Genomic DNA, 22,346 nt, shown 5'->3' on the forward strand with positions numbered 1-22,346 from the left:
CGACATTGAAGAATGACGCAGGGAGATAAGGCAATTTTGGCGACGGACGCATCGTTGCCCCAGGGCCGGCCCGAGGACCGGGATGATATCGCCGCCCTCGCCAAGGGCGGGCGGACCAATGTGTTCGGTTTCCTGCTCCGCCTCGCTGCCCGCCTGCCTTTTTTGTTCATCGCCGGTCGCTGGTATGGCGCCGATGCGCTGGGCCGCTTCGCCTATGCCGTGCTGGTGGTCGAGTTCATCGCCCAGATCGCAACGCTGGGCCTGAAGCGAGGCCTCGCCGGTGCGCTATCACAGACGGAGCGGCCGCATAATCACGTCGTGACCGACGCTATGGTCGTGACCCTGCTCGCCGCGCTGTTGGGGTCGGCGATCCTCGTCGCCTTTCCCCACGCGATGTTCCCGAACAGCGGCGTCAACGGGCTGGACCGGCTGCTGGCGCTGGTGGTGATTGCGGTGGCGGGATCGGACGTGGCGCTGGCCGCCTGCGCCTATCGCTTCGATGTCGGCGCAACCGTGCGGGCGCGGTCGATCATCGAGCCATGGGCGATCAGCATCGGCGCCTTCGGCTTTGCCTATTATTCGCTGCGTGACGGCCTGATCCTCTCCTACGCCGTGTCGATGATCGCGGCGCTGGTCGCCTCGATCATTCCGATGCTGCGCCATTATGGCCTGCCGCGCGGCTGGCGTCCCAATGCTGGCAGGCTATGGCGCCTCGCGCGGCGTAATCTGCCGCTGGCGGCCGCGGACGGCGTCGAATGGGGATCGCGCCGGCTCGACATGGCGATCCTTGGCCTGTTCGTCAGCCCGGCAGTGATCGGCATCTATTATGTCGCGCAGCAGGTCGCGTCGCTGCCGCAGAAGCTCAAGACCAGCTTCGATCCCATCCTCGGCCCGGTCATCACCCGCAACCTTGCGGAAAACAATCTCGGCGCCATCGCGCGGCAGGTCAGCCAGGTCGGCTTCTGGATCATCGCGGCGCAGGCCGGCATCGCGCTGGCGCTCGGTATCCCCGGCGAGGCGGTGATGGGGCTGGTCGGTCCGCATTTCGTCGGCGGCACCGGGGCGCTCGCCTTCCTGCTGCTGGCCGAAGTGGTCGCGGCGACGGCGGTCGTCAGCGAATCGGCGCTGGTCTATATCGCTCGCCATCGCAACCTGATGATCTCGCTGGTGATGATAGGCTGTCAGGCGGGCTTCAGCTTCGCCCTGATCTTCGCGGCGCGGGCGATGGAGCTGCCGCCCATGTGGATCGCAGCCGCGCCGGCGCTCGCGCTCTGTCTGGCGCTGGGGCTGGGCGCGTTCGTCAAGGCGCGGCTGCTGTCGCGGCTGCTGGATGAGCCGATCAACGCCTGGCGCTGGCCGCTGCTGAGCGCGGCGGGGGTCGCCTGCATTGTCGGGGCGGGGTTCGTCGCCCTGCCGGCCCGTTTTGAATGGGTCGAGCTGGCGGTCGGGGTATGGGCGATATTGGGCGCTTATGGCCTCGTCATCTGGCGCTGGGGCTTCGGGTCCGATGACCGCGCCCTGTTCCGCAAGCAGAAGCCGGCATAAAAAAGCCCCGCCTCTCCGATGAGAGGCGGAGCTTTTTCCAACCCTTACGCGAACAGCTTGTCGCGGATCTGACCCAGATCTTCCTCGGGCCGCGCCCCCCAGTGCGAGATAACTTCGGCCGCCGCGGCGGCGCCCAGCGCCAGCGCATCCTCGACGCTGCGGCCGTCGATATGGGCGGCTAGGAAGCCCGACGCGAACAGGTCGCCTGCGCCGGTCGTGTCGATGATCTGCGACACCGGCGCGGCGGGGGCTTCATGGCGTATGCCCTCGACGATGGCGACCGCGCCCTTTTCGCTGCGGGTCGACACCAGCACCGGCACCTTGTCGGCGAAACGTGCCAGCGCGGCGTCGAAATCGTCGACCTGCGCCAGCGACTGGATCTCGCCCTCGTTCGAGAAGAGGATGTCGATCAGCCCCTGGTCGATCAGGTCGATGAAGTCGGCGCGATGGCGGTCGATCACGAAATTGTCCGACAGGGTGAAGGCGACCTTGCGGCCCGCGCCGCGTGCGGCGTCGATCGCCGCGCGCATCGCCGCGCGGGGCTGCTGCGGATCCCAGAGATAGCCTTCGAGATAGAGGATCTTCGCCGACCGGATCAGGTCGAAATCGACCGCCGCTTCCGGCAGGAACTGCGACGCGCCGAGGAAGGTGTTCATCGTGCGCTGCGCGTCGGGCGTCACCAGGATGAGGCAGCGCGCGGTCGGCACTTCGCCGTGCATGACCGGCGTGTCGAAACGGATGCCGAGCGCGCGCACGTCATGCGCGAAGACCGCGCCCAGCTGGTCGTCATTGACCTGACCGATGAAGCCGCACTTCTTGCCCAGCGCGGCAAGGCCGGCGAGCGTGTTGGCGGCCGATCCGCCGCTGATTTCCTTCGCCTGCGGCATGTCGGCATAGAGTGTCTCGGCCATTTCGGCGTCGATCAGCTGCATGCCGCCCTTGGTCAGCGCATGTTCGGCGAGGAAGCCATCGTCGCTGCGGGCGAGAACGTCGACGATGGCATTGCCGATCGCCACGACGTCGAGCGCCGGGAGCTGAACATCTGCAGGTGCGGTCACGCAATATCCTTGTCTTGTGATGGAAATAAAATTTCACGGCCTTTACCGATCCGGCGGCTCCCATGCAACGGCGCTGATTGACGGCGCGTCGGCGCAAGAGGATAGCTGGCCCATGGTCCTGACCGCCGCCCTGCGCGCCTTCCCCTCCATCTTCCACGGCGCCGCGCTGCGCCTGATGATGAAGACGATCATCCTGACGCTGCTGCTGTTCGGCCTGCTGGCCGCTGCGCTGTGGATCGGATTCCACGCGCTGCGGCTGCATTTCGGTTGGGGAACGAACGGGGTCTGGGGCGGCTTTGGCGAGGCGACCGCGACGGTGCTGGTGATGATCGCGGCGGGATGGCTGCTGTTCCGCGCCACCGCCATGGCAGTGATGGGCCTGTTCGCCGACGACATCATCGAGGCGGTGGAACGCGACGATTATCCCCACGCCGCTGCCCGCCCGGTCGGCTGGGCGCGCAGCTTGCGCTTCGCGGTCGCTTCGCTCATGCGGACGATCGGCTGGAATCTCGTCGCGCTGCCCGCCTATGTGCTGCTGCTGGTGACGGGGGTGGGGACGGTCGGGCTGTTCCTGGCCCTGAACGCCTATCTGCTCGGCCGCGACATGGCCGACATGGTGGAGCCGCGTCATCCCGCCCTGCCGCCGCTGTCGCGTGGCAGCCGGTGGCTCATGGGCCTCGTTTCGGCGATTCTGTTCCTGGTGCCGGTCGCCAACCTGCTTGCGCCGATCTTCAGCGCGGCTATGGCGATCCACATGCTGCTCGGACGAAAGACGACAAAGCCATGAAGCTCCTCCGTTCGGGCCTGACCTCCCTGCTCGCGCTTTCGCTGGCGGCGTGCGGGGGTGCGATCGTTCCTCCGCCCTCGGCGCAGATCCAGCCGCCGCCCGGCCCGCCCGCCAGCGCCTTCACCAAGCCCGGTCCGCTGACGGGATCGGATGCGCGCAAGCTGACGCAGATGTTCGGCACGCCCCGGCTCGACATTCGCGAGACGACCGTGCGCAAGCTGCAATTCGCCAATGGGCGCTGCGTACTCGACGCCTATCTCTACGCGCCCGCTCGGGGCAAGGAGCCGGTGGTCACGCATGTTGACGCGCGTTCGCCGACCGGGACGGACGTCGATCCGGCTGCCTGTGCGAACGCATTGCAGGCGAAATAGAGCGATCGACAGGGTCATAGGCCCGAAGTTCACACCGTGGCTGGTATTTTTGCTGATGCATTTCATGGGTTTTTCGGCAGGGTTGCGCCGTCGAAGCGTCACCCGCGCGCCGGTGGTGCGTCGAGGGCGGGCGAGGGGCGTGCTGATCCATCGAACAGGATAGATCAGAGGCAATCCTACATTGTAAGGGGAACAGGATGGGCGAATTTGGACGCCCTTTTACTGTTTCATATCTTCAATGTTTCCGCGCAATTTCAATCATGCGGAGCTGGGGCTATCTCCCCAACGCTGCGCGCGCGGCGAGGCCGGGAGATGGGTTCCCGCCTGCGCGGGAATGACGAAAAGGGTGTAGAGCGGACCGGCGGCTTTAGATGCCGCCCATAGCGTTGCCGACAATCGAACTGGCAATCAGCGATACGATCAACAAAACGATGGCCATCACGATGCGCGCTGCATTTTTATTGAGAGCGAGGCCTAGAAAAACCGGGAATGCCATCATTCACAAAGCATTCCAAGGGCTTGGCGGCACAGAAAAAATAACGGACATGTAGGTCGCGACGGAAGCAAATATGGCGACGAGCACAATTTCCGCCAAATAGCGATGTTTGCTGGGCGTTGCCGATACCGTCTGCATTAGACGATTATTTCTCATCTCAGGAATTACTGCAACTGTTCGGTGTTTCTCCGTCCGCTTTCCCACCCGCCGTTCGCCCTGAGCTTGTCGAAGGGCCGAACGGATGCAGGATGTCAATTCATGGCCGCTTCCAGACCGTTCGGATCGACCTTGAGCAATCTAGACCCGCCGAAACGGATAGGGCGCGATTGTCCGCTCATAGCCGTGTAGGTCGAGTGCGCGTGTCACCGGTGGCAGCGCCCGGTCGGGGCAGTCGCGTCGCTCGCACAGAGGGCAGGTCGGGCCGACCGCGATCGCATCGTCCTGTTCCGTATCGATCGCATCGGCATGGACGATCCGCGCGGCATGTTTCGCCTCGCATCCCAGCGCAATGACGGCGCGGTTCCGGCCGCCGTCCGCCCCCTGCGGCAGCGCTATCGCCAAAGTAACGAACCGCCTCCCGTCCAGCGTCTCGATCAACTGCGTCTCGACCCGGTCGGGCAGGCGCGCGTCGCAGGCGTCCCAGCGCGGACAGAGGCCGCCATAGCGGGCGAAGGGCCAGGCTTCGCCGTCAAATCGCTTGGAGACGATGCCGGCCCGGTCGATCTTCGCCATGAAGAAGGGGATGCCGCGGGCGCCGGTGCGGTTGAGGCTGGTCAGGCGATGCGCGACCTGCTCGGTCGATACGCCGAACCGGTCGCGCAAGAGGGCGATGTCGTGCCGGTTCTGCTCGGCCGCCTGACGGAAGCGGTCATAGGGCATGATGAGCGCGGCGGCGGCATAATTGGTGAACGCGATGGTGGCGAGGCGGCGGCTGTCCTCGTCGGGCGGCGCGGCGCGGGCGACCTGCGCGCCGATCGCCTCGGCCAGTTCCTGCGCGCAGAGATGATAGGCGATGGCGAACAGCCGGCCCGATGCCGGCAGCCGCTCGCTCAGCATCAGTCGCCGCCGGTGCATGTCATAATGACGCAGCGACCCGGCGATGACGTCCGCGCGCATCACCTGCACGCTCATATTGTGCCGATCCTTCAGGCGCGTGCGCAATTCGGCCTGGAGCAAGGCGGGGTCGTCGCTCATCTGCGCGGCGATGGCCTCCGCCCCCGCATCCAGTTCCGCGAAATGATTGCCCGCCCGCGCGATGATCTCGCGCAGCCAGTCGATCGGCGCGACCAGCGGAGCAGGGCCGCTGCGCTCGGCCGCGTCGCCCGGCAGGCGGCGCAGGTCGCCCAGTGCGCGATAGAATCGCGCGATCGCCTCGCTGACGCCGGGATAATTTTCCGCGACCTCCAATATCTCGTCGCGGGCGATGCCGATGTCGCGGACCAGCGCGTCGGACAATATTTCGCTCAGTTCGCCGGGGCCGCCCTCGGTCGGGGTCGCGGTGAAATCGCGAATGTCGATATCGTAGGTGTTGGCGAGTCGCAGCAGCATCTGCGCAGTCAGCGGGCGCTGGTTACGCTCCAGATGGTTGAGATAGCTGGGCGATACGCCCAGTTCTTCGGCCATCCGGGTCTGGTTGAGGCCAAGCTCGCGCCGCAGCACGCGCAGTTTCGGCCCCAGATAGAGTTTGCGGTCGGTCAGCTCTGCCATAAAGTCATAATGTCATAGAATGACAAAATGACCAAATCTGATTGTGACTTCGCATCACTCATCAGCCTTACGGGGTGCGCCGACATTGTCTATTTCGTTGTTCATGGCCCGCAAGGGCATGAAGAAAGGACGAATTCATGACCACCGACACGATCGAACAGCCCCAGCCCGCTCGCTCGCGCGCGGTCTTCAGCCAGCAGGATTTCGGTCTGATCCGTACCGCCATCGCGCATTATCTGAAGGAAGTGCAGGACCAGCCGGAATCGGTCAAATATGCCAATCTCTACCACCGGCTCGGCCGCGTGGCATAAGCTCAAGGCGAGGGGAGGAGAGGGGCGCGGCGGGCAACCGACCGCGCCCCAATTACATTCAGAACAGCTTTGTCAGCCCGTAGAACAGCGCGCCGATCGCAGCGGAGGCGGGCAGGGTGACGACCCAGGCGACGATGATGCTGGACGCCACATTCCATCGCACCGCCGACAGCCGCCGCGATGCGCCCACGCCGACGATCGCGCCGGTGATGGTGTGGGTGGTCGACACCGGCACGCCCAGATGCGTCGCCATGAACAGGGTGATGGCGCCCCCGGTTTCCGCGCAGAAGCCCTGCGCCGGGGTCAGGCGGGTGATCTTCGACCCCATGGTGTGGACGATCTTCCATCCGCCCAGCAACGTGCCGAGGCCCATCGCCGCCTGGCAACTCAGCACCACCCACATCGGCACATGGAAGCCACCGGTCAACATGCCCTGCGAATAGAGCAATACGGCGATGATCCCCATCGTCTTCTGCGCGTCATTGCCGCCATGGCCGAGCGAATAGAGGGAGGCGGAGACAAGCTGGAGCTTGCGGAACACCCGGTCGGCGCCCTGCGGCGTGAACCTGCGGAAAATCCAGCTGATCAGCAGCACCAGCATCAGCGCCAGGAACAGGCCGACCGCAGGCGAAATGACGATCGCCGCGCTGGTCTTGAACACGCCGCTCCACACGACCGCGCCAAGGCCGGCCTTGGCCGTGCCTGCGCCCAGAAGGCCGCCGATCAGCGCATGGCTGGAGGAGGAGGGGATGCCCAGCCCCCAGGTTATGAGGTTCCAGGCGATCGCGCCCATCAGCGCGCCGAAGATCACCTGCGCATCGATGATGCTGGCGTCGACGATGCCCTTGCCCACCGTCTCCGCCACATGCAGGCCGAAGAAGAGGAAGGCGATGAAGTTGAAGAAGGCGGCCCAGGCGACCGCATATTGCGGCTTCAGCACCCGGGTCGACACGATGGTCGCGATCGAGTTGGCAGCGTCGTGCAGGCCGTTCAGAAAATCGAAGGCGAGCGCGACGCCGATCAACGCGATCAGCAGCGGAAAAGCGATATGGGCTTCCATGGGATCAGGTTCCGACGCGCGCGATCAGGCGTGGTCGATGACCAGGCCGGAAATCTCGTTGGCGACGTCCTCGAACCGGTCGGTCACCTTTTCCAGATGGCTGTAGATCTCGTTGCCGACGATGAAATCCATCGGATTCCCGGCACGGGCCTGTGCATAGAGCGCCTTGAGGCCGGCCTCGTGCAGGATGTCGGCGTGACCTTCCAGCTTCACCAGCCGTTCGGTGAGGTCATGGAGGCGCGTCGAATTGAGGTTCAGCGATCGCAGCAGCGGCATCGCTTCCGCCGTGATGCGCGCGCATTCGACGATCAGCGCGCTCATATCCTGCATCTGCGACGGAAATTCCTTCGCTTCGAACAGGGTGATCGCCTTGGCCGTCTGGTTCATCTGGTCGATCGCGTCGTCCATCACGCCGATCAGGCCGGTGATGGCACTGCGATCGAAGGGGGTGACGAAGATCCGACGGACATCCTGCAACACGTCGCGGATGATATCGTCCGCCTCATGCTCCTGGTCCGAAATCGTCTTGATATGCTCGGCCATGTCCGGCCCGCCCTTGAGCAGCTTCGCCAGCGCATCCGCGCCTGCGACCAGGGTAGTGGCATGATCCTCGAACTGTTCGAAGAAGCGCCCCTGCTTGGGCATCAGCGCATGAAACCAGCGCAGCATTCCAGTCCTTTCACTTTGCTTCTCGCGGATCGCCAGCAGCAGCCGCACGAACCAACCCGGATCGGCGGGCGGTTCGCGGAAGCCCGCGATGATCGATTGCAGGTCGGGCTCGTCGACCGCCTGCGCCGCTTCGGCTACGGGGAACCAGCGCAGTTCCCTTTGGCCCTGTTCGGGCCATTGCGTCAGGTGGCCGGTGACCGCAAGCGGAAAAACCTCGACCGTCGCCTCGCGCGACCGGCCGTCGCGCTTGCGCTTGTCATAACGGTAGCGGCCGAGCGGCGCAGGACAGGCGATGCCGTGAATCCCTGCTTCTTCATAGGCTTCCAGTTCGGCGGCGCGATGGCCGGCAAGACCCTTGATGCGATTGCCCTTGGGAATCACCCAGCGTCGCGTCTCCCGCGACGTGATCAGCAGGATTTGCATCGATCCGTCGGCAGCGGTGGAATAGGGCAGGGCGGCGATCTGGCGCATGGACCGCTTGTAACGAAATTGTCACAATGCGCAAGATTCCTGTGACCGCCATGCTCCGCTTCGGGACGGATATGTCGGCCTTCCGCGGGCTGGTGCGGTGCCCTTACAGCGAGAAGCGCGCCGTCACGCGGATGTCGCGGCCGGCGAGCGGCGCGAAATCCTTGAGGACGCTGGCGTGGCGGCGGGCCTCCACGTCGAAGATATTGTTCGCCGACAGCATCAGCGTGGTGCGATCGTTGCCGGCGAAGGGCTTGAAGGACAGCGACGCATTGACCAGCGTGAAGCCGTCTGTCGGCGTCTCGGTCTCCGCGATGCGGTTTTGCTCGAACACATGTTCGACCTCGGCGCGGGCGCTGATCCGGTCGCCCTGCGCCTCGATCCCGCCCAGCAGGCGCAGCGGAGGAATGCGCGGCGCAGGACCGCTGCCCTTGATGGTGGCGCGGACATAGTCGGCGACGCCGTCCAGGTTGATCGCATAGCCGCCCAGCTGCGCCAGCTTTACCGAACCCTCGGCCTCGAAGCCATAATAGCGGGCATCGGCCTGGCTATAGGCGTAGCAGGGGAATTCCAGTTCCGCCCCTCCATTGGCAGTCTGGCACACGCTATCGTCGACGATCGAGTCATAGATATAGCCGCTGAACCAGTTGTGATAGGCAGCCAGGCTCACGCTATAGCCTTCGCCCTTGCCGCGCAGCGTGCCTTCGACGCCCCAGCTCTTTTCCTTGCCGAATGTCGGATCGCCCAGCTCGAATGCCTGGGTGCCGGCATGATTGCCGCGCGCGAACAGTTCCTCGGCCGACGGCGCGCGTTCGCTGCGCGAGGCGTTGATGCCCGCGCGCCAGCCCGGCACGATTTCCTGGCTGACGCCGATCGAGCCGGACAGGGCGTTGAAGCTGCGCTGATAGCCTCCGACGAACAGGTCGGCATCGGCATTGGAGGTGAGATCGGTATGTTCGAACCGGCCGCCCGCCTCGATCCGGGTGCTGCCCAGGTCCAGCGACTGGAGCGTGAAGACGCCCAGCTGGTTGGTCTCGTTCTTCGGCAGGAATTTTTCTTCGCCAATCGCCTCGAACCGGCGGGTGAAGAATTGCGCGCCGAATGCGCCGTCCCAGCCGCCCTGCTTCGCCTGGACGAATTCCAGCCTGCTTTCCATCGACTGGTTCTTGAAGGTCGTGCCGACCTCGCCCGTGGGTTCGATTTCCTGATGCTGATAATCGGCAAAGCCCGCGCGCAGCCGGATGCTGTCAAGGAAACCACCACCCGTCGACACTTCGCCGCGCAGGTCGGCGCGGGTCTGCTTCATCGACAGCGTCACATCCTCATGGGTGTGGCCCGGCTCGTCGTCATGATCATGGTCGTGGTCATGCTCCTCGGTGACGTCGATGCGCGACGGCACGCCATAGCGATTCTCGCTGTGCGACACCGATACGCCCAGATTGCCACCATCGCCGACATAGGCGAAGCCGCCCGCCACTTCCCAGGTTTCGGCGGCGGTGTTGGGCAGCTTGCCCTTCCACTCGCCGTCCTCACGGATTTCGGGGTCGTCCGACTGGGCGGCCAGCGCGCGCATCGGCTTCGACAGGATATAGCCGCCGGTGCGCAGATCGTCGGTCTTGGTCCAGCTGCCGTCGAAATGGACGACGAAATTCTCGGTCAGCGGTGCCTCGACCTCGCCGCTCACGGTGCGTTCGTTCGCGGCGCTGCCATAGGTTGCGATGCCCTCGACATGGATCGCCTCGTCAGGGACGCGGCGCGGGATGCGGCTGTCGATCACATTGACCACGCCGCCGATCGCCGACGATCCGTAGAGCAGCGCGGCAGGGCCACGCAGCACCTCGATCCGGTCGGCGGTCAGCGGATTGATCGCGACGGCATGGTCGACCGAGGTGTTGGACACGTCGAAGCTGCCGATACCGTCGGTCAGGATGCGCACGCGCTCGCCCTGGAAGCCGCGCAGGATCGGGCGCGAGGCATTGGGACCGAAGGATGTGGCGGACACGCCCGGCTGGCGTGCCAGCGTCTCGCCGATGCTGGGGCGCAGGTCGCGGGTCAGCTTGTCGCCGGCAAGGACCGAGGTGCCCGACAATATGTCACCCTGACGGCGCGGGATCAGCGCGGTGACGACGATGTCGGACTTGGCGTCGTCATGATAGGCCTGATCGGGGGCAGCGGAATCGGCGGGCGCCTGGGCCAGGGCGGCGGGCGCGAGGCAGAGAGCGGAAAAGGCGCAACCGGCCCGGAGCGACGAGAAACGGGACATCAGGGACTATCATCCTTGGCATAAGGCGGGAGAGGATGAGACCCTGTATCCAGTATGTTACAATATATCAATACCGCTTTGTCGCATATTTGTTGCGACGCATCATGTCTGACGGTTGGGCGCTGCGGATCCGCTACCGGATCAAGTCTGCGTCGCTTACTTCAAACCTGTCGAGACGCGCAGCCGCAGATCAGAGAAACAGAAATTCCGCCAGGGCCTCGACCGCCGGCGTCTCGGCGGCGCGCGGGCTGGTTGCCTGCCTTATCTCGATCGGGGGCAGGGGCATGTCGAGCCGTACCCGGCCGATCCCGTCCATCCGCCCCAGATCGCGGGCCAGCGCACCGAAGGCCGGGAACAGCCCCGTGCCCTCGCGCAGCGCCGCCATCACAGCGAACATGTCGTCGCTTTCCATCACCACTGGCCCCAGCCGGGCACGGCCGCGCTCCAGCGCTTCCTCGATGATCGCGCGGGTGGCGCTGCGCCAGTCCATCGCGATCATCGGGCTGATCGCCAGATCCTCGCGCGACACGCTGTCCGCCCGCGCCAGCGGATGCGCCGCGCCGGCATAGAGGTTGAGCTGTTCGGACCAGCCATAGCGCGATGGAAAGGCCTCGGGCGCGCCCATGGCGTAGAAATAGGCGATGTCCGCATGGCCCCGCCGCAGCGCCATCGCCGCATCCTCGGCGGACTGGACATGCAGGTCGAGCGTGATCGCGATATCCTCGTTCGCCGCCTCGAAGGTCGCCAGCTTCTCCTGCAAATGGCCAAAGACCGGTGCGGGCGCGGCGAGCATGATGGACTGGCGCAACGGTTCGGCGGGCCGCTGCGGGATCAGCGGCGCGGTCAGGATGATCGGGGCCGCAGCCTCGATCGGTGCCGGAGGAGCGGAGGCCATCGCTACCGGCGTCGGAGCGGCAACGGCTGCTTCTTGCGTTTCGTCCGGCAATTGCGGGTTGTCATCGACCAGCAGGGTCATGGCCTGCGCCGTCTTGCGTCCCGCCGGGGTCAGCCGCGCCGCCCCTGCCAGATCCTCGAACAGCCGATAGCCCAGCCGCATTTCGAGCGACGCCATGTCGCGCGCGATCGTGTCGGCCGGAACGCCGAGCATGCTGGAGCATCGGGCGAGGCTGCCGGCCGCAACCATCTGCGCGAAAAGGTCAAGTTGGCGCAGGGAGGGCCGATCCATGACAGCCTGATAGAGGAAATCGGCAACTTGGGTAAGGGTGATCTTGACGAGACCCCCGCGATGATGGCAGGGCGCTCTCCTGCCGGGCGGGTATAGCTCAATGGTAGAGCACTAGCCTTCCAAGCTTGTGATGCGGGTTCGATCCCCGCTACCCGCTCCAGCCTCTCCTCACCCCTCCTTCGCCGGCGGTCCCGAACTGCCCCGTTCGATCAGGGTGAACTGGAATTCCGGCGCGTCGAGCGGGCCGCTGGCCAGCGCCTCGATCACGGTGCGGCCCATATCCTCCAGCGGCTGGCGCACGGTGGTCAGCGGCGGCCAGGATGTGAGGCTGGCGGTCGTGTCGTCAAAGCCCGTTACCGACAGATCCTCCGGCACGCGCAGCCCGACGCGGTGCGCCAGCGTCAGCACGCCCAGCGCCATTTCGTCATTGGTGGCAAAGACCGCGCTCGGCGGCCGGGGCAGGGCGAGCAGCTTTTCGCCCGCCTCGATGCCCGATGCGAAGTCGAATTGGCCCGGCACGAACAGCGCTTCGTCCGCCACGATCCCGGCTGCGGCCAGCCCCTCGCGAAATCCCTCGACGCGGCGTAGCGCTGCATGGTGGGTGTCGGGCGGGGTGATGACGCCGATGTGGCGATGGCCAAGGCCGATCAGATGGTCGGCCATCATTCGGCCCGCCGCCTGTTCGGGCGTGCGGATGGTAAAGCTGGGCGCATCGACCGACCCGGCGATCCGGGCGCAGGGCAGGTTCATCTCCGCCAGCCGGGCGAGCAGCCCTTCATCGTCCGACAGCGGCGGCACCAGCAGCACGCCGTCAGGGCGCAACGCCGCGACCAGCCGCTCCAGCACCTCGAACCGCTCCTCCGCGCCTGGCGAGATCGGCTCGACCACTAGATGATAGCCCAGTTCCCGGCAGCGCCAGGCCGCGCCGATCTGGATGCGGCTGACATAGCCGGGGGCGGGATTGTTGTAGAGGAAGGCGATCATGAAGGATCGCCCGCCCGCCAGCCGCCGCGCGGACTGGTTGGGACGATAGCCCAGTTCGTCGATCGCCGCCTGCACCCGCTCGCGCAGTTCCGGGCTGACATTGGGCGCCTTGTTGACGACGCGCGACACTGTCTTGATCGAAACCTTGGCGAGGGCGGCGACGTTGTGGATGCTCGTCATGGGTGCTGGCTCGGAACGCTGGGAAAAGGTTGTCATGCCCGGATTCCGGACCTCTTGGCAAGATGCGGCCCCCGGCCTTATGCTATCGCCATGGGTAATGTCATCAATCTGCGTCAGGCGAGGAAAGCAAAAGCGCGCACGGACAAGGCGCGGGAGGCCGACGCCAATCGCGCAAAGTTCGGCCGCACCAAGGCGCAACGCGCGGCCGATGCCGAGGAGGAAAAGCGGCGGGCGATCTTGCTGGAAGGGGTGCGTCTGGATCGAGACGACAGAAATGATGTCGATGGCGGCCAGTAACGACGATGATTGTTAGTATCTATTCTTGTAAATACGGCGTTCATGTTCAAATGAACGGATATTAATATTGATCGGAATAACGCGAGCTGCACTCGATTCATCCCGATTCTGTCGAGTGGCGTGAGATTAATCGTCCGGTCGTTGGTTTCTCCTGAGCTATGACTGGAAATATTCGCAATATCCGCCCCGCCAGGGCCGCGATCGCCGCTGTTCTGGCTTTGAGTGCAACCCCGCTGCTGGCGCAGACCGTAATGACGCCGCCGGCCCCGCCGACCACCGTTCCGGAAACGGCGCAGCCGATGCAGGCGCCCGCCCCCGCGGCTGTCGCACCGACGCCGGAAGCGTCGGCCGCCGCCACGCCGGCGCCGGTCTTCAAGCCGAGCGAGCCGGTCGTGCAGGCGACCCCGCCGGTTGAGGACCGCATCGCGGCGGCCACTGCGGCCGTCGAGGCCGAGAAGGCTGCGTCGCAGCCTGCCGCTCGTACCGCTGAGCCGCGCCCACAGGCAGCGCCGGTATCGACTCCGCGCGCTGAGCGTGTAGCGGAACGGGCGCCTGCGCCGACGCCGGTTGTTGCTGCCCCCGCTGCCGCGCCGGCACCTGCATCGTCGCAGGCTGCTCCCGTAGAAACGCCCGCTGCGGTAGAAGCGAGCGCTCCGGAGCCGGCCCCAGTGGTTGCTGAAACACCGGCTGAAACGGCACGCACGGATAATGCTTTGTTCTGGGCCATGGGTGGGGGCGCGCTGCTGCTGTTGGGCTTGGGTGGTGCGGCGCTGATGCGTCGTCGCCGGACCGAGGAGGAGTATGTCGCGGCCCCGTCGATCGAGCCGTCGATCGTTCCCGCTGCCGCGATGACGCCGGCAGCGGCCGCGGCCCGCCCGGTCGCAGAGCCGGTCGTGCGCCCCGAATATGCCTCGGTCGCCACAGGACCGATGGCGGCGACGACAACGGAAGACGCGACGCTCGAGGCGATGGTCGCCGCGCCGCCGAGTGCCGACAATCCCTTCGCCACCCGCGCGAAGCGTCTGCGCCGCGCCAAGTTCCTGCTGGCGCAGCAGGAAGCGGCGCTGACGCCTCATGCCGCGCCGCAGACCATCGATGCCGAACCGGCGGCAACTGCACCGGCCATGGATCGCAGCCAGACCGTCTATCGCTTCGGCTCGGATCGCCAGCGCCAGGGCTTCATGAAGCCGCGCGCCCGCTGATCCGTTCATCGGGGTAACAGGAAAGCCGGGTGTCTCGACGCCCGGCTTTCTTCATGTCCGGTTGCGCTTTGGCGGCTTGCCTGATACCGGGCGCGCGCATCAATTCCGCGTCCTTCTGCACGAAAAGAGTCGCCAGCCATGTCCGACAAGATCAACCGTATCGTCCTCGCCTTTTCCGGTGGTCTCGACACCAGCGTGATCCTGAAATGGCTCCAGCAGACCTATCAGTGCGAAGTGGTGACCTTCACCGCCGATCTGGGGCAGGGCGAAGAACTGGAACCCGCCCGCGCCAAGGCCCGCCTGATGGGCGTCAAGGAAGAGCATATCTTCATCGACGACCTGCGCGAGGAGTTCGTGAAGGATTATGTCTTCCCGATGATGCGCTCCAACGCGCTCTATGAAGGCCTCTACCTGCTCGGCACCTCGATCGCCCGTCCCCTGATCGCCAAGCGTCAGATCGAGATCGCCAGACAAGTCGGCGCCGACGCCGTGTCGCACGGCGCGACCGGCAAGGGCAATGATCAGGTCCGCTTCGAACTGGGCTATTACGGCCTCGCCCCCGACATCAAGGTGATCGCGCCCTGGCGCGAATGGGATCTGGCCAGCCGCACCAAGCTGATCGAATTCGCTGAAAAGCACCAGATTCCGATCCCGCGCGACAAGCGTGGCGAAAGCCCCTTCTCGACCGACGCGAACATGCTGCACACCTCGTCGGAAGGTAAGGTTCTGGAAGATCCGTGGGAAGAAACCCCGGATTATGTCTATTCGCGCACGGTGAACCCGGAAGACGCGCCCGACGCGCCCGAATATATCACCATCGATTTCGAACGCGGCGATGGCGTGGCGATCAATGGCGTGGGCATGTCGCCCGCGACCCTGCTGGAAACGCTCAACGACTATGGCCGCAAGCATGGCATCGGCCGTCTCGATCTGGTCGAGAACCGCTTCGTCGGCATGAAGTCGCGCGGCATGTATGAAACGCCGGGCGGCACCATCTATCACCTCGCCCATCGCGGCATCGAGCAGCTGACGCTCGACCGTGGTGCGGCGCATCTGAAGGATGAGCTGGCCCCCAAATATGCCGAGCTGATCTATAACGGCTTCTGGTTCTCGCCGGAGCGCGAAATGCTTCAGGCCGCGATCGACTACAGCCAGGAAAAGGTGACGGGCACCGTCCGCCTGAAGCTCTACAAGGGCGGCGTCCATGTCGTCGGCCGCAAGTCGCCTTACTCGCTCTACAGCGAAAAGGTCGTGACCTTCGAGGACGATGCCGGCGCCTATGACCAGCGCGACGCGGCGGGCTTCATCAAGCTCAACGCCCTGCGTCTGCGCCTCTTGGGTCGTCGCGACGGAATTTGATTCAAGTGCGGCACCGGCCCGCTCTCCCACCCGACCTCCCAACCAGGATACACTGAAGGAGGTCGGGTGGGGAGCGGGCCGGTGCGGTTCTCTACCAAAGACCCCGTTACAGTTTGCGACAAACAAACGGGCGGCGTGACAAAGTTGCGGGACAAATTCCTTCCATAAGTGTCTTCAAGGACGGCGGACTGCCGTTCAGCAAGACACTGGAAGGAAGTTGGACATGCTCCGCAGATTTTTCACCACCGTCGCGGTCGGATCGCTGTTCGTCGGCGGCCTCGCGGCGACCCATGTCGTCTATGCCCAGCCCGGCGCCGAAGGTGGCCCGCGCGGCGGCATGATGCAACGCGCCGACACCAACAAGGACGGCAAGATCAGCAAGGCGGAATTGACCGCCGCGCTCGAAGCCCGCTTCGCGAAGATGGACGTCGATCGGGACGGCCAGCTGACGCAGAAGGATCGCGACCTCAAGCGCCAGCAGCATATGGACGAACGCTTCGCCGCGCTCGATACCGACAAGAACGGCCAGATCAGCAAGGCCGAATATGTTGCCGGCCATCAGGCCCGTGCCGAAAAGCGCGACGAACGCCGTGCCGAAGCCGGCAAGCCCGAAGGGCGCGGCTGGGGCGCGCGCGGCCATCATCGCGGTCCGCGTGGTGGCATGATGCGGGGCGGTCCGGGCTTTGGCGACGCCAACAAGGACGGCACCGTCACAAAGGCCGAGTTCATGGCTGGCCCGCTCGCCATGTTCGACAAGGCGGATGCCAACAAGGACGGCTTCGTCACCGCCGACGAGATGAAGGCGGCCCGTCCCCAGATGCGCGGCCCGATGGGCAAGCGCGGCCCCGGCCCGGATGGCGCGCCGCCGCCCCCGCCGGCCAACTGAACAACATGGGCGGCGGCTTGGCGCGGGGTTCCTCTCCCCCTGATCCCGCGCCCCCCCGCCGCCCGACCGGGAAGGGCGAAGGCTTTGCCCCCCTCTCACGCCTTCGCCCTTCCAACCTTCTGAAAGCCATGACAGACAGGCAAGATGAGCGACCGACCCCATCTCCTGCTCGTCGATGACGAGCGTTCGATCCGCGAACCGCTGGCGCAATATCTCTCGCGCAACGGCTTTCGTGTCACCGCTGTGGAAAATGCCGCCGACGCGCGGCTGCGCATGAGCGCGAGCGCGATCGACCTCGTCATCCTCGACATCATGATGCCGGGCGAGGATGGCCTGTCGCTCTGTCGCCATATCCGTGAGACGAGCGAGATTCCCGTCATCCTGCTGACCGCCAAGTCGGAGGAGACGGATCGTATCGTCGGCCTTGAAATGGGCGCGGACGATTATGTGTTGAAGCCCTTTTCCCCGCGCGAACTGGTCGCCCGCATCAAGGTGATCTTCCGCCGCGTCGCCACCGGCGGCCAGCGCGTCACCGCGCCAGACGGTGCGACCTATGCCTTTGCCGGATGGCTGCTCAAGGCGCAGGAACGCACGCTGGTTGACAACGAAGGCGTGTCGCTGCCGCTGTCCACTGCCGAATATAATCTGATGCTGGCTTTCGCCACGCGTCCCAATCAGGTGCTGAGCCGCGACCAGCTGCTCGATATCACGCAGGGACGCGAAGCCAATGCCTTCGACCGGGCGATCGACAACCAGATCAGCCGCCTGCGCAAGAAGATCGAGCCGGACCCCAAGAATCCGACGCTGATCAAGACCGTCTGGGGCGGCGGCTACACCCTGTCGGCCGAAGTGCGGAAGCTGTGAGGCGGCTGCGTCTCTGGCCGCAAAGCCTGGTCGGCCAGATCATCCTGCTGGTCGCGATCGGGCTGTTCGTGGCGCAGGCGATCAATTTCGGCCTGCTGCTGCGGGAACGCAACCGGGTTGACCTCACCAGCCAGACCGCGCCGGCCGTCTATCGCGTGATCAACGCGCTCGATGCGCGCGGGGAGCGTCGGCCGGATCGCGCCGGCCGGCAGGGCAACGACGATCGCGAGCGGAACGAGCGGCGCAATGTCGACTTTTCCACGACCCGGCCCGTCCTTGACGGCAAGCCGCGCCCCGACGTGCAGGCGCGCGCGGAGGCGATGTTCGACGATATCGGCCTTACCGTCCATTCGGTCGCTGCGGCCGAGGATAGCCGGATCATGCCGCTGCGCCGCTGGGAGCAGATTCGCAGCCGCGCCACGGGCGAAGTGCCGCGCGACCGCCGCGTCGGCCGCCTGCGTCTCGCGGTCGAATATGAACCGGGCAAATGGGTCGTGACCGAAGCCCGCATCGGCAGCCGTCCGCCGCGCTTTGGCGGCTGGCTGATCGGCCAGACGCTGATCCTCTATGTCATCGTCCTCCTGCCTTTGCTCTGGGTCGGCCGCCGCATGGCCCGCCCGATGAAGCAACTCACCGCCTCCGCCCAGCAGTTTGCGAAGACGGGCGCTGCCGATCCGGTCGATGAGCGCGGCCCCGGCGATGTGCGCGACCTCACCATGGCCTTCAATGCCATGCGCGCGCGCATCATCGCGATGCTGGATGAAAAGGACAGAATGCTGGGCGCGATCGGCCACGACCTGCGCACGCCGCTCGCCTCGCTGCGCGTCCGCACCGAATCGGTCGAGGATGATGGCGAGCGCGCCCGCATGTCCGAGACGATCGACGAGATGAACCGGATGCTGGAGGATATCCTCTCCCTCGCCCGCGCCGGACGCAGCACGGAAAACGTGCAGAAGGTCGATCTTTCCGCGCTCGCCGATGCGGTAGTCGAGGATTTCATCGAACTGGGATCGCCCGTCGATCTCGCCGACAGCGACCGTGCTGTCGCCTTCGTGCGGCCGCAGCAGATCCGTCGCGCGCTGCGCAACCTGATCGAGAATGCCATCGTCTATGGCGACCGTGCCCATGTATCGGTCGTTCACGAGGCGGGTATGATCCGCATCGCCGTCGCCGATGACGGCCCCGGCATCGCCGAGGACCGGATGGAGGAAATGCTGGAGCCCTTCACCCGCCTCGAAGGATCGCGCAACCGCGAGACGGGCGGGGCGGGACTCGGCCTCGCCCTGGTCCGCGCGATCATGGCGGAGCATCAGGGCGAACTGCACCTTTCCAACCGGCCCGAAGGCGGGCTGGAAGCGAGCCTGGTACTCCCGACCTGACGGACGCGAGGCCTGCGTTGATTTCCCGACCCGGCTCCGCAAGGGGGTAGGGGGACCAGGAAATGGTGGCGGCTCGCCCTCCCCATTGCGGTAAATCCTCCGCCCGGCTCGTGGTCATCGACCTCCCACTACAGGGGGAGGGTGGGCAGCCCTTCTGTAAATCATACAGAATGTCCGCAAATATCAGGCCGTTGACCCATTGATTTCAGCGCGATGAAGCTGCCGAGTTCGATATCCGGAGGTCGCCCAATCAGTTCAAATATTCCAGGTGGATGAGTGGATACGGCCTGCCTTGTCCGTCAATCGGCGAACGGCCCGCCCGCCTAAATCCCATTCGTTCATAGAAGCGAACAGCTTGATCATTCTGTTCGTTGACATCGGTTGTCATTTTGGGATGACGCGTGAGGCCATGCCGCACAAGGGCAGCACCAATACCGGTTCCGCGCCGGGCGGGATCAACGAATAGCGCCTCCATGTGCCCGTCATCGATCAGCATGAAGGCCAGCGGGTAGTCATTTTCGTCAACTGCTAACCAGAGTGGAGCGTGCGGAAGGAAACCGCACACCATTTCATCAATGGCAAGGCGATCCTCAGCCGTTAGAAAGTGATGAGTAGCGTCAACTGCGCCTCGCCAAATTTCGATGATGCGGGCGCCCTCGTCGGGCCGGGAAGGTCGGATCATAACCATGATCTCCGGCTACAATGCTTTGATCAAGTGAGTAAAGCGAGTTGCTGAATAGACTTACATTTCGCCGCCAATTCTGATTCAGGGTCGGCATGAGCCGATAAGACCTGACCGACTTCGTGTGGCGCATGATCGATCCACTGCTACGCCGCGTCGACGATCGACGCGTACTGAACGGCATATCCGGGGTGTTGATTCCGGTGCGCCATGGCGCGACCTACCTAAAGCTATGGCCCGCGCACGACCCGCTACAACCGCTTCGTGCGATGACGGAAGGCGGGCCTTCGGTACCGGCTGATGGATGCCATCACCGCCGCAAACGACGGCGACATCCAGATGATCGACAGCACCTCCGTTTGCGCCCGCCAACAGACCGCTACGGCAAAAAGGGGGATCGAGATCATTGCCTCGGCCGCTCCCAAGTTGGGCTTACAGCCAAGATTCACGCGCTCGTTGATGCGCAGGAACTCCCGATCCGGCTCGGCCTGACAGCGGGCCAAACGCATGATGGTCAGGCTGCCGATATGCTGCTCAATCGTTTCGGCCCGCGCGTGATCGTGCTGGCTGACAAGACCAATGATTCCGACCGCATCAGGGAACTGATCCACTAACAGGGGGGGGACGCCGAACATGCCACCGAAATCCAATCGGAAGTGGAAGTCCTGCTACAGCGAGCGCTTATATCCCGCGCGCAACCTGATCGAGCGGTTCTTCTCCAAATTGAAGCACTTCCACGGGTTGCCTCCGTCACGACAAGCTCGCCGCCAACTTCCTCGCCATGGTCCAGCTTGCCTCTATGCGACCGTGGCTGCGTGCTTACCAGTTTACCGCCTTAGTGACCCGAATCTGAAGTTCGGCACACTGTTCGGCAAGCGCGAGACGAACTTCAGTTTCATCAGGGTCACTAGCAAATATAGGATTCCAATGTAGTTTATGGATTTGAAATACGCTCCGCCCCTGGCCGTGATAATGCGCCGTATTTCCAATCCACCACATTAGCGCCCGAACTTCTTCTGCACCTTCCCATAGCGCAGTTTCCGCGTGCCCGGCTTTCCCTCTGTCGCGCGCCCGCGTGGCGCTGCGACCTGCTGCTCGGCAGGCAGGCCCAGTTCCTCGGCCTCCAGCTTGCGTATCTCGTCGCGGATGCGGCCGGCCTCCTCGAACTCCAGATCGGCGGCAGCGGCGCGCATCTTCTTTTCCAGATCCTCGATATAGGCGCGCAGATTGTGGCCCACCAGATGTGGCCGATCCTCCAGTCCCGTGTCGACCGTGACCTGATCCTTGCTCGCCACATGGGCGATGATGTCGCCGATGTTGCGCTTGATCGTGGTCGGCGTGATGCCATGTTCGAGGTTGTAGGCTTCCTGCTTCTCGCGGCGACGCGACGTCTCGTTGAGCGCGCGCTCCATCGACCCTGTGACCCGGTCGGCATAGAGGATCACGCGGCCCTCTACATTGCGCGCCGCGCGACCGATCGTCTGGATCAGCGACGTCTCGGAACGCAGGAAACCTTCCTTGTCCGCGTCCAAAATCGCGACCAGCCCACATTCGGGAATATCCAGCCCCTCGCGCAGCAGGTTGATGCCGATCAGCACGTCATAGACGCCGAGCCGCAGGTCGCGGATCAGCTCGATGCGCTCCAGCGTCTCGACATCGCTGTGCATGTAGCGGACCTTGATCCCGGCCTCATGCATGAATTCGGTCAGGTCTTCCGCCATCCGCTTGGTCAGCGTCGTAACGAGTGTGCGGTATCCGTTCGCCGCGACCTTGCGACATTCGTTGATGAGGTCGTCGACCTGATCCTCGACCGGCTTGATCTCGACCGGCGGATCGATCAGGCCGGTGGGACGGATCACCTGCTCGCTGAATACGCCGCCGGTCTGCTCCATTTCCCATGGGCCGGGCGTTGCGGAGACGCTGACCGTCTGCGGCCGCATCGCATCCCATTCGTTGAAGCGCAGCGGGCGATTGTCGATGCAACTGGGCAGGCGGAAGCCATATTCGGCGAGCGTGATCTTGCGCCGATGGTCGCCACGCGCCATCGCACCGATCTGCGGCACGGTCTGGTGGCTTTCATCCACGAACAGCACGGCATTTTCGGGCAGATATTCGAACAGGGTCGGCGGTGGTTCGCCGGGCAGGCGGCCGGTCAGGAAGCGGCTGTAATTCTCGATCCCCGCGCAACTGCCGGTGGCCGCGATCATCTCCAGGTCGAAATTGGTGCGCTGCTCCAGCCGCTGCGCCTCCAGCAGCTTGCCTTCCTCGACCAGCTCCTTCAGCCGCTCGGCCAGTTCGAAGCGGATCGCCTCCATCGCCTGCTTGAGCGTCGGGCCGGGCGTGACATGGTGGCTGTTGGGGAAGACCTTCACATAGTCGAGGCTCGCGATCTTCTTGCCGGTCAGCGGGTCGAACTCGACGATATCCTCGATCTCGTTGCCGAAGAAGCTGACGCGCCAGGCGGTGTCCTCATAGTGGGACGGGAAAATTTCCAGATTGTCGCCCTTCACGCGGAAATTGCCGCGCGCAAAGCCCGCGTCGTTGCGCTTGTACTGGAGCGCGACCAGCTTGCGGATGATCTCGCGCTGGTCC

At 64.7% G+C, this 22,346-nt stretch carries 20 protein-coding genes, 1 tRNA gene and 1 pseudogene; 12 read left to right on the forward strand and 10 right to left on the reverse strand.

The features are described from left to right. Window positions 1-12: 12 nt before the first annotated feature. Window positions 13-1,545, forward strand: a complete 1,533-nt coding sequence (locus tag VMR39_RS06325; protein ID WP_325415139.1) for a lipopolysaccharide biosynthesis protein — start codon at window positions 13-15, stop codon at window positions 1,543-1,545. A 44-nt stretch (window positions 1,546-1,589) separates the two neighbouring features. On the opposite strand, the gene VMR39_RS06330 is transcribed toward VMR39_RS06325, so the two are convergent. After that, the gene (locus tag VMR39_RS06330; protein WP_325415140.1) at window positions 1,590-2,603 is read right to left on the reverse strand and encodes an adenosine kinase; all 1,014 of its coding nucleotides are present in this window, start codon (window positions 2,601-2,603) and stop codon (window positions 1,590-1,592) included. A 112-nt stretch (window positions 2,604-2,715) separates the two neighbouring features. Between VMR39_RS06330 and VMR39_RS06335 the strand changes: the two genes are divergently transcribed. Together VMR39_RS06335 and VMR39_RS06340 are read left to right on the forward strand one after the other, a co-directional pair. Beyond that, window positions 2,716-3,390, forward strand: coding sequence for an EI24 domain-containing protein (locus VMR39_RS06335; RefSeq protein ID WP_325415141.1), 675 nt, complete (start codon window positions 2,716-2,718; stop codon window positions 3,388-3,390). Continuing rightward, window positions 3,387-3,761: a hypothetical protein gene (locus VMR39_RS06340; protein ID WP_325415142.1), complete on the forward strand. Its 375-nt coding sequence runs from the start codon at window positions 3,387-3,389 to the stop codon at window positions 3,759-3,761. The genes VMR39_RS06335 and VMR39_RS06340 overlap by 4 nt, the downstream gene beginning before the upstream one ends. Before the next feature lie 367 nt (window positions 3,762-4,128). Here VMR39_RS06340 and VMR39_RS06345 read toward each other — a convergent pair whose 3' ends face one another. Next, window positions 4,129-4,260 carry a hypothetical protein gene (locus VMR39_RS06345; protein ID WP_325415143.1) on the reverse strand — a complete coding sequence of 44 codons (132 nt, stop codon included), beginning with the start codon at window positions 4,258-4,260 and terminating at the stop codon, window positions 4,129-4,131. Window positions 4,261-4,554: 294 nt separating this feature from the next. Then, the gene (locus tag VMR39_RS06350) at window positions 4,555-5,964 is read right to left on the reverse strand and encodes a helix-turn-helix domain-containing protein (protein ID WP_325415144.1); all 1,410 of its coding nucleotides are present in this window, start codon (window positions 5,962-5,964) and stop codon (window positions 4,555-4,557) included. A 137-nt stretch (window positions 5,965-6,101) separates the two neighbouring features. Between VMR39_RS06350 and VMR39_RS06355 the strand changes: the two genes are divergently transcribed. Then, on the forward strand, window positions 6,102-6,275 hold the full coding sequence (locus VMR39_RS06355) for a hypothetical protein (RefSeq protein ID WP_325415145.1): 174 nt from the start codon (window positions 6,102-6,104) through the stop codon (window positions 6,273-6,275). 58 nt (window positions 6,276-6,333) lie between these two features. Here VMR39_RS06355 and VMR39_RS06360 read toward each other — a convergent pair whose 3' ends face one another. From VMR39_RS06360 to VMR39_RS06375, 4 genes are all read right to left on the reverse strand, one after another. Then, the gene (locus tag VMR39_RS06360) at window positions 6,334-7,335 is read right to left on the reverse strand and encodes an inorganic phosphate transporter (RefSeq protein WP_179044246.1); all 1,002 of its coding nucleotides are present in this window, start codon (window positions 7,333-7,335) and stop codon (window positions 6,334-6,336) included. A gap of 24 nt (window positions 7,336-7,359) precedes the next feature. Further along, window positions 7,360-8,475, reverse strand: a complete 1,116-nt coding sequence (locus VMR39_RS06365) for a DUF47 family protein (RefSeq protein ID WP_325415146.1) — start codon at window positions 8,473-8,475, stop codon at window positions 7,360-7,362. Window positions 8,476-8,578: 103 nt separating this feature from the next. Beyond that, window positions 8,579-10,735 carry a TonB-dependent receptor gene (locus tag VMR39_RS06370; RefSeq protein WP_325415147.1) on the reverse strand — a complete coding sequence of 719 codons (2,157 nt, stop codon included), beginning with the start codon at window positions 10,733-10,735 and terminating at the stop codon, window positions 8,579-8,581. Between the two features lie 190 nt (window positions 10,736-10,925). Continuing rightward, on the reverse strand, window positions 10,926-11,921 hold the full coding sequence (locus VMR39_RS06375; RefSeq protein ID WP_325415148.1) for a LysR family transcriptional regulator: 996 nt from the start codon (window positions 11,919-11,921) through the stop codon (window positions 10,926-10,928). Between the two features lie 86 nt (window positions 11,922-12,007). On the opposite strand from VMR39_RS06375, the gene VMR39_RS06380 reads away from it, so the two are divergent. Then, window positions 12,008-12,081 (forward strand) — tRNA-Gly (locus tag VMR39_RS06380). 8 nt (window positions 12,082-12,089) lie between these two features. Here the strand turns inward: VMR39_RS06380 and VMR39_RS06385 are convergent. Next, complete coding sequence (locus tag VMR39_RS06385; RefSeq protein WP_325415149.1) at window positions 12,090-13,085, reverse strand: LacI family DNA-binding transcriptional regulator; 996 nt, start codon at window positions 13,083-13,085, stop codon at window positions 12,090-12,092. 90 nt (window positions 13,086-13,175) lie between these two features. Here VMR39_RS06385 and VMR39_RS06390 point away from each other — a divergent pair, with 90 nt between their 5' ends. The 6 genes from VMR39_RS06390 to VMR39_RS06415 all read left to right on the forward strand — a co-directional run bounded on the left by VMR39_RS06390 (window position 13,176) and on the right by VMR39_RS06415 (window position 19,072). Further along, a complete protein-coding gene (locus tag VMR39_RS06390) occupies window positions 13,176-13,382 on the forward strand; it encodes a DUF4169 family protein (RefSeq protein WP_325415150.1) in 207 nt (68 codons plus the stop codon). Between the two features lie 158 nt (window positions 13,383-13,540). Beyond that, the gene (locus tag VMR39_RS06395; RefSeq protein ID WP_325415151.1) at window positions 13,541-14,584 is read left to right on the forward strand and encodes a hypothetical protein; all 1,044 of its coding nucleotides are present in this window, start codon (window positions 13,541-13,543) and stop codon (window positions 14,582-14,584) included. A gap of 138 nt (window positions 14,585-14,722) precedes the next feature. After that, on the forward strand, window positions 14,723-15,943 hold the full coding sequence (locus VMR39_RS06400; protein WP_325415152.1) for an argininosuccinate synthase: 1,221 nt from the start codon (window positions 14,723-14,725) through the stop codon (window positions 15,941-15,943). Between the two features lie 223 nt (window positions 15,944-16,166). Beyond that, a complete protein-coding gene (locus VMR39_RS06405; protein WP_325415153.1) occupies window positions 16,167-16,829 on the forward strand; it encodes an EF-hand domain-containing protein in 663 nt (220 codons plus the stop codon). Window positions 16,830-16,973: 144 nt separating this feature from the next. Beyond that, window positions 16,974-17,693 carry a response regulator transcription factor gene (locus VMR39_RS06410; protein ID WP_325415154.1) on the forward strand — a complete coding sequence of 240 codons (720 nt, stop codon included), beginning with the start codon at window positions 16,974-16,976 and terminating at the stop codon, window positions 17,691-17,693. Continuing rightward, window positions 17,690-19,072, forward strand: coding sequence for an ATP-binding protein (locus VMR39_RS06415; protein WP_325415155.1), 1,383 nt, complete (start codon window positions 17,690-17,692; stop codon window positions 19,070-19,072). Before VMR39_RS06410 ends, VMR39_RS06415 begins: the two co-directional genes overlap by 4 nt. A gap of 250 nt (window positions 19,073-19,322) precedes the next feature. Here the strand turns inward: VMR39_RS06415 and VMR39_RS06420 are convergent, their stop codons facing one another. Next, window positions 19,323-19,763 (reverse strand): acetyltransferase, encoded by a 441-nt coding sequence (locus VMR39_RS06420; RefSeq protein ID WP_414712465.1) that lies wholly within the window; start codon window positions 19,761-19,763, stop codon window positions 19,323-19,325. A 122-nt stretch (window positions 19,764-19,885) separates the two neighbouring features. Between VMR39_RS06420 and VMR39_RS06425 the strand changes: the two are divergent. After that, a pseudogene (locus tag VMR39_RS06425) lies at window positions 19,886-20,607 on the forward strand (IS5 family transposase). A 145-nt stretch (window positions 20,608-20,752) separates the two neighbouring features. Here the strand turns inward: VMR39_RS06425 and VMR39_RS06430 are convergent. After that, a partial coding sequence (locus VMR39_RS06430) for a helicase-related protein (protein ID WP_325415157.1) occupies window positions 20,753-22,346 on the reverse strand: 1,594 nt, incomplete at its 5' end.

It is taken from the genome of Sphingobium sp. (assembly GCF_035511395.1).
In the GTDB taxonomy this organism is placed as follows: domain Bacteria; phylum Pseudomonadota; class Alphaproteobacteria; order Sphingomonadales; family Sphingomonadaceae; genus Sphingobium.